Raw genomic sequence first — 17,397 nt, forward strand, 5'->3', positions numbered from 1 at the left:
TTGGCTCATGTCTTTTTTTATGAAATCTTATTCCATTTTCAGTATTAATATAAAACAAGTGAGAGTCCTTGAATAATAACGAATGCTTTTACATTAACGAGCGCCCTTTTTCCCTCTTATTGCATCTAAAACTCCTCTTGTCATACTTCCAAGTTTTTTCAAGCGGTTTTGTTCAAACAATAAAATAATGATGAACTCCTTAGCAGTCGCTATAAAGTCCTCCTTAATCCATGCCTTCTCCGTGCGAAAATACTTCTTATACGTATACAATCTGTTGCGCGTAATGTAATAGCGGCGAATATAGTTATGATTTGTTGCCTTTACCCTTGAGCTTAATAGCTTATGTTCCTTTGTATTTCCTAAATTATGCAGCATAGTTACCTGCGGCACGATAAAAATTTTATATCCATAGCTTCTCGCTCGCAAGCAAAGCTCATGGTCTAGAAAATCAATAAAATAATCTTCCTCAAACAATCCAATTTTCTGAAACACACTCTTTTTCACAAGGCTTCCTGAGGTAATAACGGTACGCTGCTCCTGCAGCTCTTGCTCCTGCTCTCCCTGCGCTGCGGGATTGCCTTCGAGCTTTTGCTCGATCCAATTCGGCGCTAAAATAGCGACTGTTTCCTTCTCAGAAAACTTTTCATATGATTGCAGCATCTTTTCAAAATAGTTCGTTTGTACTTTACTGTCCTGATCAAAGGTTGCAATCCACTTCACCTGACGCAGCTCTTCTGCATTCAGGATAAACCGAATTCCCTGATTTAAGGCGCGCCCAAGCCCTACATTCTCCTTATTCCAAATAATCGTTATCTTCTGTTCCCGCTCCAGCTCCTGCAAATAGGCCTTCGAACTCGTGTTGGAGCCATTGTCAACAATAATTAATTTTGTACATGATTGTACGATAGACCTAGCATTTTCTGCTACATCTGAATCCGGGTTATATGTAACCATAATAGAAGCTACTGTATCTCCAAGCATCATCGAAATTCCTCTCTATACAACTAAAATTATCTTCTCCACTTCCAAACATGAATTCCCTTGCGCCAAAGGAACATCATCATCAGGAGTGTGGCGAACCCTTCTGTGATCACCGCGTTCCAGGCTGTTCCATATTCCTTAAAGGTTGGGATAAATAGGGCCATTAAAATGACACTTAATATGCTCCCGGCAATATAAATCCGAGATAACTCCCTTTTGTAATCTAGGTTAATCATCGTTAAAATCCCAAATACATTTGCCCAGCCCAGAATCAATGGCAAAACAGATAAAACTTGCAGCAATGGGATTGTCGGTTCATACTTAGGGCCTAAGAAGTGTACAAGAGTCTCTGTATTCAACCCTACTAAAAGAGAAAGAATCCCCATGATGACTGTAATAAGAATAAAAATCCGATTCAGCATCCACATCGTTCTTTCCCTTGAATCCTGCAGCGCACGACTTAGAAACGGATACAGAGTTTGAACAAGCGGTGCAATGACACTCGAAATTGCCTTTACAATTTTCTCTGCACTCGCATAATACCCAACGACCGTATTGCTCGCGAAGAAGCCCAAAATAAATACATTACTGGTTGTATATAAGCTTGTCACAATATTAGAAACAAAAATATGCCAGCCTTCCTTTAGCTGATACATAATATCGTCCTTGGATGGCTTTACTAGCAGCACCTTATAACGAAACAGAATCAGGTATAAGGATATAATGCCAATTGCAATATAGCCGAGTGAGTTCAACAATGGCACATATAGAAACTGGGATGGCTCCTTCACAAAAACAAAAATTCCGATTGTAAAAACAAGCTTGGACACAACATTTAAAATGGAAATGACCTTCATGTGCTCAATACCCTGGAAAAACCATACTGGGAACAGCACATTTCCAATTACCATCCCAAAGGTTAGCAAGTAAACAAGGCCATCACCTTGAAACTTAGGTACCGTATAAACAACAATAAGTAAAACAAGAAGACTAATCAATAGTAACGCTGTCCGTACGAGCATCACCGTTGAAAAAATAACTGAAAGTCTTCGCTTATCATCCCTGGCTAATGATACATCCTTTGTTGCCACAAGGTTGAAACCATAATCAGTAAACTGAATGAAATATTGAATGAAGGCCTGCGCAAAGCTAATCAATCCAAACTTGCTTGGTCCTAACACAGTAGTAAGGTATGGCAATGTAAGCAAGGGAAGGATAAAATTTAGCCCTTGTACGCTAGCTAATGACAAAAAATTAGTAATTAATCTTCTTTTGGTAGACATAATGGCAGCACATATACTCCTCTTCTAAATGTTCCTGTACTATAAGACTGCAGCACAATCACTGCTTCTATAAACCTGATATTCCTTCAAAACCACTCAATCATTTTATTATAAGTTTTATTGGAATGTATATCAAAACTTATCCTACTCCTGTATGGAAGTTGCTTAATTAATAAAAGCAGCAGCCTCGATAAATACCTCTTATCAAAACTACTGCTTCCCTTTAATTAAACCTCGATGTCCACAACAATACTATCTACTCGGCCTACTTCCCGAATATAAGCAGCAACAGCTTGGTGCTCCGGATTTGAAGCATATGCCTCAAGTGCCGCTTGATCCTCGAATCGAACCGAAAGCACCACCTGGTAGTCCGCCTTGCTTTTCTCTGCAAAATTAATCCCTGCTTGAATATCAACAATTCCCATAAGGTGAGGTCTTAATGCCTTAAAACGGTCCACAACCTCCTGCAGCTGTTCCTTCGTTGTTGTCTCTGCGAATTTAATGAATACAATGTGATCAATCATTTTTTATCCCCTTTTCTATATCGGCTTTATCTCATGTATTCTAACTTGCATTTAACTGAATCACAACCATTGTTGAAATTTATAACGTTTCCCTTTATATATTCTCATTTCCAAACGGCTATTTCTCATTTTGAGATTTAAATAATTATGAGCAGAGATGGGGAAATTACATAAAAAGGAATCTTGAAATTGAGGGATTCCCTATTGCAGCCCTTCCACAAATAAGGAAGCTCCCTACATAGAAGTTCAAGCCCTTCTAATTGACTTCATCTACACCAATAAACTATTCTAAAACAAGATTTTCTTAAACAAAATCTATAGACTTAAAGGAGATGACAGCATGAAAAAAACAGTATCTTTTTTTCTTGTCGTATGTTTGACTCTCTTCCTAGCAGCTTGCGGCACACAAAAGGAAGACACAGCGAAAGGCAAAACGCTGTATGAGCAGATCAAGGATAAAGGTGAAATTACAATTGGTACAGAAGGCACATATTCGCCTTTCACCTTCCATGATGCATCTGGAAAATTAACAGGATTTGATATTGAAGTAGCACAAGAAGTATTTAAGCGTTTGAATATTAAGCCCAAATTTGTTGAAACAAAATGGGATGGAATGATTGCAGGTCTTGATGCAAAGCGCTATGACATGGTTGCCAATGAAGTAGCTATTCGCCCAGACCGCTTAGAAAAATATGATATGTCAGACCCCTACATCGTATCCAAAGCTGTATTGATTGTTGGGCAAAATAATAACGATATTAAAACCCTCGATGATTTAAAAGGTAAAAAGGTAGGGCAATCATTAGACAGTAACTATCGCAAAATTGCGGAAGAACACGGAGCTACAACTATAGTGGTAGAAGGATTTAACCAAGCAATCGACTTAATTACTTCCGGCCGTATCGATGCAACAATCAATGACAGCCTTTCTTACTTAGATTTGAAAAAGCAACGCCCTGATCTGCCTATTAAAAAAGTATATGAAGAGCCTAATGTAACAAGCAATGCATTCCTGTTCCGTAAGGATAGCGGTGAGCTTGTAGAAGAAGTAAACAAAGCTCTTGCCGATATGAAGAAAGACGGCACATATTTGAAGATTTCTGAAAAATGGTTCGGTACAGATGTATCGAAGTAAGGACTTGAGTAAATGATGTTAGATGCTGAACGTACAGAACGAATCATAGGAATCCTGAGTGATTCCTTTTTCCCTATTTTAAAGGCAGGTTTGTATTTTACAATTCCGTTAACATTAATCACCTTTGTGTTGGGGCTTATATTAGCTTTCTTCATTGCAATTGCCCGCTTATCAAGCTTTAAGCTGCTTGTAGCTATCGCAAAATTTTATGTGTGGATTTTTCGGGGAACTCCTTTATTAGTACAGATTTTTATCTTGTTTTATGGTTTGCCAAGCATCGGTATTACACTTGATCCATTCTCAGCGGCAGTAATCGGGTTTACCTTAAATAAAGGGGCGTATAGCTCAGAAATTATTCGTGCAGCTATTCTTTCCATTCCAAAAGGACAATGGGAAGCAGCTTATTCCATTGGCATGACAAGGGCACAAGCGATGCGGCGTATTATCCTTCCACAAGCGATGCGTGTGTCAATTCCGCCATTAGGAAACTCCTTTATTAGCCTTGTGAAGGACACATCCTTAGCTGCAACTATTACAGTCACAGAGTTGTTCCAAAAAGGACAGCAAATTGCTGCTGCTACATACGAACCTTTATGGCTATACATTGAAGTAGCATTCATTTACCTGCTTTTTAGCACAGTGCTTTCCTATTTACAAACGCAGCTTGAAAATCGATTTGAGCGAAGTGCAGCGAAATAAGGAGGGGCACGTATGATTACTATTCAAGGATTACACAAGCATTTTCATCAGCTAGAGGTATTAAAAGGAATCAATCTCACTATTGAAAAAGGGACAACAGCCGTCATTATCGGCCCATCAGGCTCGGGAAAAACAACATTACTTCGCTGCTTAAATTTATTAGAGATTCCCGAGCAAGGCACAATTACAATAGATAATCAATCTATCGAGTTTTCCAAAAAAGAAAAGCTCAAGCATACAACCATTACATCCTTCCGACAGCAAACTGGAATGGTGTTTCAAGGCTATAATCTATTTCCTCATTTAACAACATTAGAAAATGTAATGGAGGGGCAAGTGATTGTGCTCAAACGCTCAAAGGAAGAGGCGCGTCAAAAGGCCTTAAGCCTGTTAGAGAAGGTTGGTTTGAAGGATCGAGCAAATATGTACCCTCATCAGTTGTCGGGCGGTCAACAACAACGTGTTGGGATTGCCCGCGCAATGGCGATGGATCCCAAAGTTCTGCTGTTTGATGAACCTACCTCCGCTCTTGATCCTGAGCTTGTCGGGGAAGTATTAAAAGTTATGAAGGATTTAGCAACGGATGGGATGACGATGGTTGTTGTTACACATGAAATGGGATTTGCCCGCGATGTCGCAGATCAAATCATTTTCATGGACCAAGGAATTGTTATTGAAAAAGGGACTCCTGAAGAATTCTTTACAAACACAAAAAATGCAAGAACTCTACAATTTCTAAACAAAGTGAATACGCGATAAAAGACATGGTTCAAATCATGTCTTTTTACATTTCGATTTAAACAATGCTTAATTCTTCTCCTTAATTCCAATACTTGGATAAGAATCCAAATAAATGCGCTAACTATAAGATAGAATAGAGTGCCTCCCAACAGAGCATCATATGCTTGAACATGCAATGATGCAATAACAGGAGGGAAATTATGAGCGATTTATTCGGTTCATCTGAAGAGCGGGATATTAACACAGAAATGGAAAATGAACGCAGCGATGAGAAGCTGCAGCTTCATCGAGAAGAGCTTGATATTTCTAAAAACCGTATCCAAACAGGAGAGGTCATTCTTAGTAAAGGCATTGTAGAGGAGCCAAAAACTGTTGAAGTCTCTTTGAATCATGAAGAAGTTGTTATTGAAAGAAGAGCAATCGATAATGAACCTAGTGATGCACCTATTGGTTCCGAAGAAGTGATTCGTATCCCTGTGAGCGAAGAGCAAGTTCAAGTAGGAAAGCACACTGTCGTAACAGAGGAAATTTCAGCTTATAAACGTGATGTAGAGGAAACGAGACAAATACAAGAAACATTAAAAAGAGAAGAAGCCTATATAGAAACGGATGGTCACCCTCATATAATTAAGGATTAGGACCACTTTCTACTTTAGAATTAAATCAAGTAAATAAAAAGACACCTCTGGGATCGGCAATTGGATTTGCAGGGTGTCTTTTTTGACATATACAACATCAATACTGGCCGGAGGAACAAATATGACAAAACAAGGTATGGAAGATCATAACCATATCCAAAAGCTGCAGCTTCATAAGGAACTATTAGATATATCTAAAAAGCAGGTACAAACCGCGAAGGTAACTGTCCGTAAAGAGGTTGTTACAGAAACAAAAAGCATTATGGTCCCTATAGCTCGTGAAGAATTGGTGATTGAAAAAAGGATTCTTGGCACAGATTCTTCAAACCCAAAGGCTGAACATACAGAAACAATCCGAATCCCTATCAGCGAAGAACGCATTGAAATCGTCAAACATCCAGTAGCGTTACAGGATGTCTCGATTTATAAAAACACATTTGAGGAATTGGTTCATGTGGAGGAAATCCTAAAAAAGGAAATGATGCATATGGAGACTATCGGAAATCCCGCAGTTACAGAACAAAAAACAGATTCTAATCTGAGAAACCTTTGATCATATTTCATCAGGACTTTTCTTCCATATTGATTAAAATCTAATAATAAGCAGGCTCTCTTGCCTACGCAAAAAGCCTGCTTATATTTTGAAACTTAACCTAGTGTCCTGGGAAAAAGACCATCTGAATCACAAAAATAGCTCCGAAAAGATAAATGATAGGATGAACTTCCTTACCCTTACCACTTACAAGCTTGATCACAGGGTACGTAATAAACCCAATCGCAATTCCTGTTGCAATACTTGAGGTTAAAGGCATCGTTAAAATAACCGCAAAGGCAGGAAAGGCCTCATCAAAATCCTTCCAATTGATTTTTGCTAGTCCTTCCATCATGTAACACCCAACAATGATTAAGGCGGGGGCTGTAATGGCTGAAAGAGATGAAATAGCTGACACTAAAGGCGAGAAGAAAAGAGCAACTAAGAATAGGATTGCTACTACAAGTGATGTGAGTCCAGAACGGCCTCCAGCTGCCACCCCTGATGATGATTCAATGTATGCACTAGACGGGCTTGTACCGAGCATTGCACCCACTGTTGTCGCTACAGCATCTGCGGTAAGGGCAGATTTTGCTCTTGGCAGCTTTCCATTTTTCATTAGACCAGCCTGCTCTGCTACCCCAATCATCGTTCCCGTCGTATCGAAAATGGTCACCAGTAAAAAGGCAAATACAACCGTATATAATGAATTTGAAAAAACACCCTGAATGTCTAAATCAAAAAATGTGATAGTTGGCGGTGCTGATACAACACCTTTAATTTGTAACATGCCCATAAAATAACCTATTACAGCAGTAAACAGCATTCCAATGAATAAAGCACCTTTGATCTTACGAGCAATCAGAATAAATGTAATAAATAAACCACCGATAGACAATATAGTTACAGGCTTATGCAAGTCACCAAAAGATACAAATGTCTCAGGATTAGCCACAACAATTCCTGACATCCTTAGACCAATAAAAGCAATGAATAATCCAATCCCTGAGGTAATTCCGTATTTTAATGAAGCAGGAATCGATTCAATAAGCAGCTCACGAAATTTAGTAAACGTCAATAGAAGAAACAGAATACCCGCGAGCAAAACTGTACCGAAAACAACTTGATAACTAACTCCTTGCGTAGCAACAACACTTGCGAAATAAGCATTCATCCCCATACCAGGAGCAATCGCAATTGGATAATTCGCAAACAAAGACATAATCAATGTTCCAATTACCGCAGCAACAATCGTTGCAATAAAAACTTGATTAAACGGAACACCTGCAGAGGATAAGATCGCAGGATTCACAATAATGATGTACATCATCGTTAAAAAAGTCGTAGAGCCTGCTAGTACCTCCGTTCTCACATTTGTTCCTAACTCGCGCAACTTAAATAAACGTTCCATATATCCTCCTTAACATAAAAAAAATTCCTAACTATGAACGGGTAGACGAAATCTCCCCATTCGTAGTTAGGAATTTCCGGTTCCTAGTAGAAACTCTCAGACCATATCACTGAGAATATACGAATGAAAATTATTTATTTTTTACTGCTTATCAACAACTCCGCAGATTATATTAAACGAATATTAAAGCCAAGTCAATACCAATTGTTCGTTTTATTATCTATATTTTCGGTGTTTATCAATTTAATTTCGCTTAGAATGATAAAAACACGAATACAAAACAAAAGCCTCACCTGCTTTTTACAGATGGGGCATAATAAGTTTCTTCTTTACCTATAGTAAATGTTCCTCATATGAAGATTGTCCTCATTCAAATTATTTCATCATTCGTTTAACTATTTCCTGATTACGCTTTTTAAAAACTTCATTATGTGAAGAAACCATTCCATTTTTGTTAGCATCTGGTTGGATAAATCGTTTTGCTTTGTTTACAGCATTTGCTGCATCTTGAAAAGCGCCAGCTATTAAATTTAATTTTCCCTCGTGCTTTAGAATATCTCCAGCTGCATATAGCCCTGGCACCGATGATTCACTATTGGCATCCCCTGCAATATAATAATGATCCACCATAGCAATATGTAGTTCACTATTTTCTAATAATTTCGTATCACGTTCATATCCATGATTAATAATTACTTCATCAATAGACAAATACGAAGCCTCTCCGGTCTCATGATTTGTCAGTTCAACACGTTCAATTACTTCATGATTAGGAGAAGCAATTAATTTCGTGATCGACGTATTAAAGAAACAAACCACAGAGCTATTCATAAGCTGCGTCACTTGTGCTTCATGACCTGCTAGAGCATCTTTTCTATACGTTATATAAACTTTTTTTGCAATAGGCTCTAATTCATTTGCCCAATCTATTGCAGAATTCCCTCCACCTGAAATTATTACTGTCTTGTCTTTAAAATGTTTTAGAGACTTTACTGTATAATTTAAATTAGATACTTCAAATCTCTCTGCACCTTCTATCTCTAACTTTTGCGGAGTTAATATTCCACTCCCAACAGCAACAATTACTGTTTTAGAAAAATGTTTTTGTCCCGATCCAGCTTGCAGAACAAAAATGCCTTCTTCATTACGTTTGATTGACTCTACTTTCTCATTTAACACTACTTTCGGATTAAATGTTAATCCTTGCTCTACGAGCTGATCAATTAATTTTGCTCCTGTAATTGGTGTTTGTCCCCCAACATCCCAAATCATTTTTTCTGGATATACATGTATTTTCCCGCCCAATTGCGGTTGGTATTCAATAAGCTTTGTTTTCATTTCCCTAAGTCCACTATAAAAAGCTGCGTATAATCCTGCTGGTCCTCCTCCAATTATAGTTACATCAAATAATTCTTCCTGATTCATTGCCGTTCACTCCTCGCTAACCAAACAGAATTGATTATCATTATCAATTAAATATACACCTTTTCCTTTGTTTTTACAAAAAAATAAATAAATGTTGACAACAAGAAAACATAGATTTATATTAAATCAGAGATACGCGAATGATAATCATTATCAAATAGATATATTTTCCATTTTCCAACATAAGGGAGTGAAGAAATGGTTCGTCTACATACCCATAACTTAAATATTTGCTATGGTGAACGCTTAATTGTGAAGGATCTCAGTGTAGAAATTCCGGATAAAAAAATCACTACCATTATCGGTTCAAATGGCTGTGGGAAATCTACACTATTAAAAGCTATTACCCGTATCATTTCGCCTCAATCAGGGGCAGTCGTATTAGACGGAAAGGATATTGCTAAGGAAAATACAAAGCTGCTAGCTAAAAAAATGGCCATTCTTCCACAAACACCCGAAAGCACAAGCGGACTGACAGTTGGCGAGCTAGTATCTTATGGCCGCTTTCCCTATCAAAAAGGCTTTGGACGCCTAACTAAAAAAGATTATGAAGTAATTGACTGGGCACTTGAGGTAACAGGAACAAAGGAGTTTAAGTTTCGTTCCATAGACGCCCTATCAGGGGGACAGCGCCAACGAGTTTGGATTGCTATGGCACTTGCACAAGAAACGGAAATTATCTTCCTTGATGAACCGACAACCTACTTAGATATGGCACATCAACTAGAGGTTTTAGAACTTTTACAAAAATTGAATGTAGAACAAGAACGTACAATTATCATGGTTCTTCATGATTTAAACCAAGCAGCTCGTTTTGCTGACTATATTATCGCCCTAAAGGATGGAGAAATCGTGAAGGCTGGAGGTTGTGAAGAAGTTATCACTCGCGATGTACTAAAAAAAGTATTCCATATCGATGCTGAAATCGGACGCGACCCTCGAACAAAGAAACCAATGTGTATCACATATAATTTATTAAAGGAGAATAAAAATGAAAAAAATATTGATTCCCTTCGTGCTGTTATTGGTGCTAATCATTAGTGCTTGCAGCAATGGAGCAACAGAAGAAAAGACTAACTCAACTTCAAAGGAAAGCAAATCTGGAACAATTACTTACCAATCTGAAACTGGACCGGTTGAAGTACCAGCTAATCCAAAACGCGTCGTTTTACTCTCCGGTTTCACTGGTAATGTTATCGATTTAGGCGTAAATGTCGTGGGTGTAGATGTCTGGTCTAAGAATAACCCTACTTTCAAGAATGAATTAAAAGATGTTGCAGAAGTATCTGATGAAAACCTAGAAAAGATTATTGAATTAAACCCAGATTTAATCATTGGACTATCCAATATTAAAAACATTGATAAATTAAAAGAAATTGCACCTACTGTAACATATACATGGGGAAAATTAGATTACTTAACACAGCATATCGAAATTGGAAAGCTTTTAAACAAAGAGAAGGAAGCCCAAGCTTGGGTTGATGACTTCAAAAAACGCGCGGAAGCTACTGGGGAAGAGATCCGTGCAAAAATTGGCGAAGATGCTACTGTATCCGTTATCGAAGCTTATGACAAAAATCTTTATGTATTCGGAAATAACTGGGCACGCGGAACTGAAATCCTATATCAGGCAATGAACTTGAAAATGCCTGAAAAGGTAAAGGAAATGGCATTGAAATCAGGCTATTATGCGATTTCGGCAGAGGTACTTCCAGAGTATGCCGGAGACTATGTAATCCTAAGTAAATACGCAGAGGCTGATTCTTCTTTCCAGGAAACAGAAACGTACAAGAATATTCCTGCTGTTAAAAATAATCATGTATTTACAATGGAGGGAAATGGCGCCTCCTTCAGTGATCCAGTCACACTAGAGAAGCAATTGGCGTTCTTCAAAAAATCATTTTTAGGTGAATAATATTTTCCATAGAGGGATTCTTATTTTAAAGAATTCCTCTTCCCTATTTTATGAAGGAGAAGATGAGAGACAAATGACAAAAGAAAATGAACATTCCATCCCCTTTGCCTATAAAATAGCGGCCGGACTGCTTGTTTTTGCCGGTATGTTTATTGCTGCCATGGTATTTGGCGCCGCAAATGCGACTACCAAGGATGTGTGGCTTGCTCTTACTTCCGATGTAAAAAATGATGCCACTTTGATGCTGCGTGAAATCCGCTTTCCGAGGGCAGTGGCAGCAGTTTTTGTCGGGGCAGCACTGGCCGTTTCAGGTGCCATTATGCAAGGGCTAACAAGGAATCCACTTGCTGATCCTGGTCTTCTTGGATTAACGGCAGGTGCAAATGCTGCGCTCGCCATAATCGTTGCCTTTATCCCTTCAACAAATTATTTTGGTGTCATGATTGCTTGTCTTATTGGAGCAACTGTTGGCACAATGATGGTTTTTGGTATTGGTATTATCAAAAAAGGCGGCTTTTCTCCACTCCGAATTGTCTTAGCTGGAGCAGCTGTTTCTGCCTTCCTTTACGCAGTTGCGGAGGGGGTTGGTATTTATTTTAAAATATCCAAAAATGTTTCAATGTGGACTTCAGGAGGGCTAGTTGGAACGTCATGGAGCCAACTTCAAGTAATCATTCCTTTTATTATTATTGGGATATTAGTTTCTCTGCTTCTCTCCAGGCAGCTTACCATACTTAGTTTAAATGAGGAAGTTGCCGTTGGCTTAGGCCAAAAAATAACTCACATAAAGACGGTTCTATTTATTGTCATAATTCTCTTAGCTGGTGCTTCTGTTGCACTTGTTGGAAATATGACTTTTATCGGTTTAATGGTTCCGCATGTAGTTCGAGCAATGGTTGGGACTGATTATCGTTTTATTATTCCGATGTCAGCTATTTCTGGGGCCACTTTCATGCTTTTTGCCGATACACTTGGTCGCACCATCAATTCACCTTATGAAACTCCTGTAGCAGCTATTGTTGCAACGATAGGCTTACCTTTCTTTCTGATTATTGTTCGTAAAGGAGGCAAAGCATTTTCATGATTCAAGCTTCTTTACTAAAAAAACAACGCATTCTTCTCTGTATTTTACTTATGCTTATTACGTTTACTACCGTTATCGGCATGGGCTTGGGTGATGCTCCTTTATCCTATGATAGACTGATTCCAACGCTTCTCGGTCATGGCACATTTAAAGAAGAATTTGTGTTATTTTCTATTCGCCTGCCGCGAATAATTATTACGTTGCTAGCAGGTATGGCACTTTCCTTATCTGGTGCTATTTTACAGGGGATCACACGTAATGATTTAGCTGACCCTGGTATTATTGGGATTAATTCTGGCGCAGGTATCGCCATTGCCACTTTCTTTTTATTTTTCCCGATCGAAGCAGGTTCATTTGTTTATATGCTTCCACTTGTTGCTTTTTTCGGTGCAATCCTTACAGTTTGCTTAATCTACGTATTTTCGTATAACAAGAATACGGGCCTGCAGCCAGTAAAATTAGTGTTAGTTGGAATCGGATTTTCAATGGCACTCTCCGGAGCCATGATTGTTCTAATTTCATCTTCTGAACGCGAAAAAGTAGATTTTATTGCCAAATGGTTAGCAGGGAATATTTGGGGAACTGATTGGCCTTTTATTTGGGCACTTCTCCCATGGTTAGTTATCCTTATACCAGTCACTTTATACAAAGCCAATCGTTTGAATCTTCTGGGACTAAATGAGCCTGTAGCCATTGGTGTTGGTGTATCGATTGAAAAGGAACGCGTCATTTTACTTTTAACAGCCGTTGCCCTAGCAGCTTCCGCTGTTTCTGTTACTGGAGGAATTACCTTTATCGGATTGATGGCTCCACATATGGCAAAAGCGTTAGTTGGACCGAGAAATCAACTATTTATTCCGCTCGCAATTCTTATTGGCGGCTGGCTCTTACTGTTTGCAGATACAATCGGACGGAACCTCATTGAACCCAATGGTATTCCAACTGGTATTATTGTCGCATTAATCGGCGCGCCATATTTTATGTATTTATTACTAAAAAAATAAGAAAAAAGATGGTACGGTATTTTTGCCATCTTAGATGCAGTAGATAAAGCTCCTTGAAAAATGTTCATTCTCAAGGGGTTTTATTGTTTTTTTATACTAATTGCCCTTATTAGCCAGAAAAACATCTATATATTTATAATCATTAACTTAAGTCTGTAAAAAGGTCTGAAAATTGCTATTATATATAAAATTTTAATATATTTAGATACAAAAAATATCACTTATAGTAAAATAACATAAAGGGAACGCAGTAACTTAGCTATGATATAAAAATACAAATTAGGATGTGATAGAAAGCGGGAGGAGGATCCAAGCCTTGCCGGATATTTATACGTATGATAGGATCGTATTCTTCCAAAATGAAAGTTTTATAAATAAATTCTATATGGGCGTAGTGTGCAAAAATAGTTATAGAAGGAATGTCATCATGAATAATTTAACGTCAAAAAAGGTTGCTATTTATTTTACTCTTATTTATGTCCTTTCCCATATAGTGTACTTATATTTATTTAGAAATGATGAATGGATGCTAACATTAGGGGGAGACATCTTCCAAATTGCAGCACCAATTGTCTCAGCCTTTTGGTTATTCAAGAGATACTTGAAGGGAAAGAGCAGCGATCGAAAATTTTGGTTATTTCTCTCTGTGGCAATCTTATGTTATGCCCTCGCAGAGATTTTCTGGTCCTATTATGAAATATTTCTAAAAATTGAACCTCCAATTCCATTTATTTCTGATCTTTTTTGGAATTTCATGAATTTATTTCTTTTCATTGCGTTGATTTATCAAATAGTTAAAAACTATAAGTCATTGCGATTATTTCAAATGGTTTATGATACATTAATCGTGATTGTAGTGGCAATTTCCACAAGCTGGGAATTTATCATGAATCCAGTGCTTCAAGGTTCAGTTAATCAAGAACTTTTATATAAAATAACGCTTGCTAGTTATCCAGTTGGGGATTTGGTGGTTCTCTTTGGTCTTCTCTGTATCTTTAATGCTAAAACTATAAAATGGTCATCAAAAGTGTTTTTGTTCATTTTCTGTGGAGTGTGCATTTCTTTAATCGCTGATACTTGGTCTCTATACCTTTTTTCTGAAGACCTGTACTCAAATGGTCATCCTGTCGACCTTTTATGGATAATCGGAGTATTTATGATTGGAATTTCTAGCTTTTACTCAAAGGGGTACGCAGTTGTTCCGGCGAGTTTAGAAAACATTGAAGAAAATTCAGGGAGAAATCAGAAAAAGTATTTCTTATCTTCATGGTTATGGGCACCTTATATAGGTGCGGTTATTTTACTTCCTACTATGTATCAAGAGAAGGGGATTACTAGTATAACCATTGGACCTATAATATCCATTTTGCTTATCATTTTTCGCCAAATTTTCACCTTGGTCGAAAACCAGAAACTGTTGGAAGAGTTAACGAAACTAAACACTGAACTGGAACAAAAGGTACAACAAAGAACGCTGCAAATGTTTGAAAAAAATCAGCAACTTGAGGAATCGTTAAAAAAAATAGAATACTTAGCTTATCATGACTCCTTAACAGGCTTACCCAATCGAAGGTATTATGACGATTACTTAAATAATGCATTGCTCCATGCCAAAGATAATGATGAAGAGGCAGCGGTTCTTTTTTTAGACCTGGATCGATTTAAAATGATAAATGATACATTAAGTCATTCTGTCGGCGACCTTTTATTGCAGGAGGTAACGAAACGGCTTCTTGCATGTGTAGGTGATGCTGGTATTATCTGCAGGCAAGGCGGGGATGAATTTTTAGTTTTATTGCCGCAAGCCGACCGGGTAAAAGCAACTGCTGTAGCAGAGAAAATCCTTGAATCCTTGAAAAAGGAATTTCAAATCAATGATCATGAGTTATTCGTTACGTCAAGCATCGGCATATGTATGTATCCTGATCATGGCGAGGAACCAGGTGTTTTGATTAAGAGAGCTGATATAGCTATGTATGCCGCAAAAAAAGAACGTAGAAACCAATACATGTTCTTTGAGTTATCCATGGACAAGGAAACCCATGCAGTTCTTGATATAGAAAAGGATCTTCGATATGCATTGGATAGAAATGAATTCAGACTAGTATATCAACCTTTGATTCATATCCAAACTGGTAAAATGGTTGGGGCGGAGGCACTCATTCGCTGGCAGCATCCTGTCAGAGGATGGGTGTCCCCTCAGGAGTTTATACCTGTTGCGGAGGAAACTGATTTTATCATTCCAATGGGCCTTTGGGTCCTAGAAACAGCCTGCAAACAATGGATGGATTGGAGAGATAAAGGATTTCCGCCGATTACCGTTGCCGTTAATATCTCTATTAATCAATTTTTGCATCCAAATTTCCTGAATGATGTTCGCGCAGTAATAAGAAAAACAGGAATAGAGCCGGAATATCTGGAGCTGGAGATTACTGAGAACATCCCTTTTGTTAGCGGCCGGGCTACAGAATTTCTCGAAGAGCTTAAACATATGGGAGTAAGGATTAGCATCGATGACTTTGGTACTGGATATAGCTCACTGCAGTATCTCAAAAAACTCCCGATTCATAAATTAAAAATTGATCGATTATTTATAAAGGAGCTCCCCAATGACCTGAATGATGCGGCCATTGTTCGAACAGTTATTGCAATGGCCCAGCACATGAATCTTGAGGTTGTTGCGGAGGGTGTTGAAACGAAAGAACAACTAACGTTTCTGCAAGAGAACCTTTGTCATATTGTCCAAGGCTATCTCTTCAGCAAACCACTAACTGTTGAAGAATTTGAAGATCAATTTTCAAGTATTGGAATGCTAGTGAACAAGTCGGGAATTCCGGCTGCAGAACTCTAACATCAATTGGACAAGAAGTTTCGTTTATAGAAATCACTCAAAAGGGTAGGTGCTGCTGACAGTGGGCGCTTACCCTTTTCTTTTAATGATTGCTTTTATAATTAATCTAAGGTACTTCATTAATATTAAGCCAGAAACCTATAAAAGGTCCGAAAATTTCTATTACATATAAAAATTTAATATATTTGGATACAAAAAATATCATTTATAGTAAAATGGCATAAAAGGCACGTAATTACTCGGCGACCATATAAAAAAGCAAAATAAATGAGATCTTATTATGAGGCATAGCCCTTAACTATTTCATGAAAAATAGCCCGATATCCTTGATTTCGAAAAATGTCCATATCGTATAAAACACAGACTTTCCTTGCTTTTCCGCATTCTAGTGATGCTTTGGACTCCCAGATAAATTTCGGCACTATGGATAATACAAAATGAACCGCTGATTTTTTTCGAGTCTTTCTACATATAACAAAGTCGCATTCTTATGAAATGTAGGTACTGTAAATAAACTTCACCCAAGTACAGTGTGCAAAAAATAGTATAGAAGGAATGTCATCATGAATAATTTAACATCAAAAAAAATTGCTATTTATGTTGCTTTTACCCACATCGTTTCTTATATAGTGTACTTATATTTATTTAGAGATAATGAATGGATGCTAACATTAGGGGGGAATATCTTCCAAACTTTAGCGCCAATTCTCTCAGCATTTTGGTTATTTAAAAGGTACCTAGAGGGAGAGGGTAGTGATCGAAAATTTTGGCTATTTCTCTCTATAGCAATCTTATGCCATATCATCTCAATGATTTTCTGGAGTTATTATGAAATATTTCTAAAAATAAAGTCTCCATCTCTATCAATATTTTACTTATTTTGGAACATGATGAATTTATTTCTCTTCACCGCAGTTTGTTACCCAATAGTTAAAAACTATAAGTCATTGCGATTAGTTCAAATAATTTACGATACATTAATCGTGATTGTAGTGGCAACCTCCGCGAGTTGGGAATTTATCCTTAGTCCGATACTTCAAGGTTCAGCTAATCAAGGGCTTTTATATAAAATAGTGAGTGTCAGCTACCCAATTGGTGATTTAGTAATCCTCTTTGGTTTACTCTGTATGTTAAATTCTAAGGCTATCAAACTGTCTTCAAAAGTTTTTTTGTT

The 17,397-nt window shown here is 37.7% G+C and carries 15 protein-coding genes and 1 riboswitch; of the genes, 10 read left to right on the forward strand and 5 right to left on the reverse strand.

The window, feature by feature from the left end; all coding sequences use genetic code 11:
• Positions 1–93 precede the first annotated feature (93 nt).
• From AC6HZ4_RS26920 to AC6HZ4_RS26930, 3 genes are all read right to left on the reverse strand, one after another.
• The gene (locus AC6HZ4_RS26920) at positions 94–984 is read right to left on the reverse strand and encodes a glycosyltransferase family 2 protein (RefSeq protein ID WP_497492980.1); all 891 of its coding nucleotides are present in this window, start codon (positions 982–984) and stop codon (positions 94–96) included.
• Between the two features lie 26 nt (positions 985–1,010).
• Positions 1,011–2,264 carry a flippase gene (locus AC6HZ4_RS26925; protein WP_497492982.1) on the reverse strand — a complete coding sequence of 418 codons (1,254 nt, stop codon included), beginning with the start codon at positions 2,262–2,264 and terminating at the stop codon, positions 1,011–1,013.
• A 227-nt stretch (positions 2,265–2,491) separates the two neighbouring features.
• Complete coding sequence (locus AC6HZ4_RS26930) at positions 2,492–2,788, reverse strand: Dabb family protein (protein ID WP_497492983.1); 297 nt, start codon at positions 2,786–2,788, stop codon at positions 2,492–2,494.
• A gap of 340 nt (positions 2,789–3,128) precedes the next feature.
• Between AC6HZ4_RS26930 and AC6HZ4_RS26935 the strand changes: the two genes are divergently transcribed.
• The 5 genes from AC6HZ4_RS26935 to AC6HZ4_RS26955 all read left to right on the forward strand — a co-directional run bounded on the left by AC6HZ4_RS26935 (position 3,129) and on the right by AC6HZ4_RS26955 (position 6,554).
• A complete protein-coding gene (locus AC6HZ4_RS26935) occupies positions 3,129–3,923 on the forward strand; it encodes an amino acid ABC transporter substrate-binding protein (RefSeq protein ID WP_497492984.1) in 795 nt (264 codons plus the stop codon).
• 12 nt (positions 3,924–3,935) lie between these two features.
• Positions 3,936–4,622: an amino acid ABC transporter permease gene (locus AC6HZ4_RS26940; protein WP_497492985.1), complete on the forward strand. Its 687-nt coding sequence runs from the start codon at positions 3,936–3,938 to the stop codon at positions 4,620–4,622.
• Positions 4,623–4,634: 12 nt separating this feature from the next.
• Positions 4,635–5,381, forward strand: a complete 747-nt coding sequence (locus tag AC6HZ4_RS26945) for an amino acid ABC transporter ATP-binding protein (RefSeq protein WP_497492986.1) — start codon at positions 4,635–4,637, stop codon at positions 5,379–5,381.
• A 182-nt stretch (positions 5,382–5,563) separates the two neighbouring features.
• Complete coding sequence (locus tag AC6HZ4_RS26950; protein ID WP_497492987.1) at positions 5,564–6,001, forward strand: YsnF/AvaK domain-containing protein; 438 nt, start codon at positions 5,564–5,566, stop codon at positions 5,999–6,001.
• A 121-nt stretch (positions 6,002–6,122) separates the two neighbouring features.
• Positions 6,123–6,554 (forward strand): YsnF/AvaK domain-containing protein, encoded by a 432-nt coding sequence (locus tag AC6HZ4_RS26955; protein ID WP_497492989.1) that lies wholly within the window; start codon positions 6,123–6,125, stop codon positions 6,552–6,554.
• Between the two features lie 100 nt (positions 6,555–6,654).
• On the opposite strand, the gene AC6HZ4_RS26960 is transcribed toward AC6HZ4_RS26955, so the two are convergent.
• Together AC6HZ4_RS26960 and AC6HZ4_RS26965 are read right to left on the reverse strand one after the other, a co-directional pair.
• Positions 6,655–7,944: an NCS2 family permease gene (locus AC6HZ4_RS26960; RefSeq protein WP_497492990.1), complete on the reverse strand. Its 1,290-nt coding sequence runs from the start codon at positions 7,942–7,944 to the stop codon at positions 6,655–6,657.
• Between the two features lie 43 nt (positions 7,945–7,987).
• Positions 7,988–8,087, reverse strand: a riboswitch (purine riboswitch).
• Between the two features lie 232 nt (positions 8,088–8,319).
• Positions 8,320–9,369: an NAD(P)/FAD-dependent oxidoreductase gene (locus AC6HZ4_RS26965; RefSeq protein WP_497492991.1), complete on the reverse strand. Its 1,050-nt coding sequence runs from the start codon at positions 9,367–9,369 to the stop codon at positions 8,320–8,322.
• Positions 9,370–9,567: 198 nt separating this feature from the next.
• Between AC6HZ4_RS26965 and AC6HZ4_RS26970 the strand changes: the two genes are divergently transcribed.
• The 5 genes from AC6HZ4_RS26970 (at position 9,568) to AC6HZ4_RS26990 (ending at position 16,223) form a co-directional block, all read left to right on the forward strand.
• Positions 9,568–10,410 carry an ABC transporter ATP-binding protein gene (locus AC6HZ4_RS26970; RefSeq protein WP_497492993.1) on the forward strand — a complete coding sequence of 281 codons (843 nt, stop codon included), beginning with the start codon at positions 9,568–9,570 and terminating at the stop codon, positions 10,408–10,410.
• Complete coding sequence (locus AC6HZ4_RS26975) at positions 10,361–11,284, forward strand: iron-hydroxamate ABC transporter substrate-binding protein (protein ID WP_497492994.1); 924 nt, start codon at positions 10,361–10,363, stop codon at positions 11,282–11,284. Before AC6HZ4_RS26970 ends, AC6HZ4_RS26975 begins: the two co-directional genes overlap by 50 nt.
• A gap of 73 nt (positions 11,285–11,357) precedes the next feature.
• Complete coding sequence (locus AC6HZ4_RS26980) at positions 11,358–12,368, forward strand: FecCD family ABC transporter permease (RefSeq protein ID WP_497492995.1); 1,011 nt, start codon at positions 11,358–11,360, stop codon at positions 12,366–12,368.
• Entirely contained in the window at positions 12,365–13,372 is a 1,008-nt protein-coding gene (locus AC6HZ4_RS26985; protein WP_497492997.1) for a FecCD family ABC transporter permease, read from the forward strand. Before AC6HZ4_RS26980 ends, AC6HZ4_RS26985 begins: the two co-directional genes overlap by 4 nt.
• A 427-nt stretch (positions 13,373–13,799) precedes the next feature.
• Positions 13,800–16,223 carry an EAL domain-containing protein gene (locus AC6HZ4_RS26990; RefSeq protein WP_497492998.1) on the forward strand — a complete coding sequence of 808 codons (2,424 nt, stop codon included), beginning with the start codon at positions 13,800–13,802 and terminating at the stop codon, positions 16,221–16,223.
• Positions 16,224–17,397 lie beyond the last annotated feature (1,174 nt).

Source organism: Ectobacillus sp. OTK (assembly GCF_059698935.1).